This window comes from Lentimicrobium sp. S6 (assembly GCF_013166635.1).
Taxonomy (GTDB): Bacteria; Bacteroidota; Bacteroidia; order Bacteroidales; family UBA12170; genus UBA12170.
The window spans coordinates 1-2,655 of sequence record NZ_JABKBZ010000173.1 but is presented as its reverse complement, the minus strand read 5'-3'; the positions used below and the strand labels follow the sequence as shown (position 1 = coordinate 2,655).

General features: G+C 34.5%; 2 protein-coding genes. One reads left to right on the top strand and one right to left on the bottom strand.

Annotated elements, in window-relative coordinates; all coding sequences use genetic code 11:
* A partial coding sequence (locus tag HNS40_RS22090) for a tyrosine-type recombinase/integrase (RefSeq protein ID WP_172284882.1) occupies window positions 1-689 on the bottom strand: 689 nt, incomplete at its 3' end.
* 225 nt (window positions 690-914) lie between these two features.
* Between HNS40_RS22090 and HNS40_RS22085 the strand changes: the two genes are divergently transcribed.
* Window positions 915-2,246 (top strand): ADP-ribosylglycohydrolase family protein, encoded by a 1,332-nt coding sequence (locus HNS40_RS22085; protein ID WP_172284881.1) that lies wholly within the window; start codon window positions 915-917, stop codon window positions 2,244-2,246.
* Window positions 2,247-2,655: the final 409 nt, after the last annotated feature.

Sequence of the window (2,655 nt, the reverse complement as noted above, 5' to 3'; positions counted from 1 at the left end):
GTTCTCTTGAGGGCTTCTTTTAAGAGGGTTCGTATTCGGGTTTTGCTAATAGGAATTCCTTTTCTGTTGTAGTTATCAAACAAATAATCTTTAGGACAGTTAATAGCTAAATGTTTTTTAATACCTCGCACAGCATGTGATGACATGGGTATATATCGGTCTTTTTTATTTTTCGATCGCCTAATATGTACTAGCTTTCTATCTAGATCAACATCTTTAATCAGTAGGTTTGTCACCTCAGAAATGCGCATTCCGGTATCGTAAATAAGACCAAACATGATTTTCTCCCTTATGTGAACAGGAGCTTTTATTAGTTCTTTTGTTTCCTGTTGAGAGAGTACGGTAATAAGTTTTTTTGGTCGGCCTATTTTGGGCAGTTTTAGCAAAAGCTCTTCTTTGTCAAAAAGGAAGTACAACTTACGCAGACCATAAACTAAATGTTTATATGAACTTAAGGCGTCCGTATCCTTTTGCATCAGGTAATACAGATACTCTTCCAGCTCATCCATGTCTATATGCAGCGGGTTTTTCATGTAATAAAGTGCCAGTTTAGCTATTTGGCGTAAATAATTTTCGTGTGTAGACTTTGATCGTCCATTAATAATAAGTTTACGTTTGAACTCTTCTCCCATAGCTCTAAAGCCATCAACTTTGTTGCAGGCTTCAGAATAAATAGTAATTTTACTCATGATTTAATTTTATTAAATTATTAAACATGAGATTTATACGTATTCAATACGAATTTAAATCGAAAGCTACCTCCCTTTGGGGAGGTTTAGTTCAACAATGTATAAAAATAATAGCCGGTTCAGTAGTAAATTCAGGGGTTGTAACCCGCTTCAACTTTCTTGTAACTTGACAGGAAAGAAGCCCGCAATCGGCTACTATTCTTATACTAAACGTTAGCAGCAATTATGAGAAACTTTATTTCAATATTACTTTGTTTAATCCTTTTGAATTCTTGCATTTCAAAAAGTGTAAAAAAAACTATTCATATTGAGAATAAAACACAGACTATTAGTATTTCAAAAGATAAGTACCAAAACCAATTATACGGGTTCTGGCTAGGTCAATGCATTGCTAACTGGTCTGGTTTGGTTACAGAAATGGATAAAATTGGTAATCTCGGGGAAATAAAAACAGGCGATTTTTACACCAGAGACGATTGGGGGAAACCCGACCAACCAAGTATTTGGGGCGCAGGAGTTCCCAGCGATTTATCGTCTACCATAGATTTTGTATTTAAAAACAGTGATGAAATTTGGGGCGCGGATGATGATACAGACATAGAATTTATGTATCAACATCTTCTATACACAAATAAAGTTAATATACTTACCCCAAAGCAAATACAAAATGGTTGGTTAAAACATATAAAGCCTGAAGAGGAAAACTATTTATGGGTTTCTAATCAAAAAGCATTCGATTTAATGAAAGCTGGTGTTCTTCCTCCCGAAACAGGGAACCCAAAACTTAATGAACATTATGATATGATTGATGCCCAATTAACCACGGAAATATTTGGACTATTTGCACCTACAAGACCAGATATAGCATTAAAAATAGCAGAATTGCCTATACAAACGACTGCTAGACAAGAAGCAGAGGATATTTCAAAATTTTATGTGTCTATGTATTCGCTTGTGTATGCCACAAATTCTAATAGTAGCATGAAAGAAAAACTGCTTTGGATGTCGAGTAAATCAAGAGAAATACTGCCAAATGATTCCTATCCAGCAAAAATGTATGATTATACTAGACTCTTATATGAGTCTGGTATTCCTTGGGAACAAACAAGAGATTCACTTTACTACAGATATCAGGTTAACCAAAAAGACGGCTATAACATAACATCAAGAAATTTATATTGTAATGGCTGTTTTGCAGCAGGAATAAATTTTGCTGCAAGTTTAGTAAGTCTTTTTTACGGAGAGGGCGACTTAAAAGAAACAATAAAAATAGGAACTCTTGCAGGTTGGGATTCTGATAATCCTACTGCCACTTGGGGAGGACTAATTGGTTTTATGATTGGAAAAGAAGGTATAGAAAAGGCATTTGACAGAAAATTTTCAAATCGATTTAATATCCACAGGACAAGACAAAACTTTCCAAATAATGGTATAATCACGTTTGAGGAAATGAGCAAAATAGGTCTAACAATAACTGAAAGAGTTGTATTGGAGGAATTGAACGGAACAATTGATGAAAAAAATAATGCTTGGATTATCCCATTGGAAAACAATTAAAAGCTGCTAACAATTAAGCATCGTTTTCAGCCCTAAGCCGTGGAGCTAAGCATTTACTTATGGCCAAGAGGGGCTGAATATGTGCTGTGTGTTGAACGTAAACCGGCAACGAAGCCGTAAAGCCTACCTTTTATATTGTGGAATCAATTTGGGCAATGATATCTCCACAGCTCTTGTGTAGTTATTTTTTTTTCAATTTTTTTCTAGCAAATCTTAGAAGTATTCAAGAGCTTTTCTGTTTTTTGATTTTAGCAGGGTCGTTATTCTGATTATTTCTGATTTTTTGATTGATTGATGCATAATTCTTCCATTAAGATGACTCATATTCTTTTATTGTGTTGATATACTTATACTTACTTTCAAAGGTTTAGTGTTTTCCGGAGGAGCTCTTTGATGATTGTTTCTAAAC

What these genes read in the sequence shown, in the direction of transcription:
- HNS40_RS22085 (WP_172284881.1), top strand. Translation starts at nt 915, where the DNA reads ATGAGAAACTTTATTTCAATATTACTTTGTTTAATCCTTTTGAATTCT.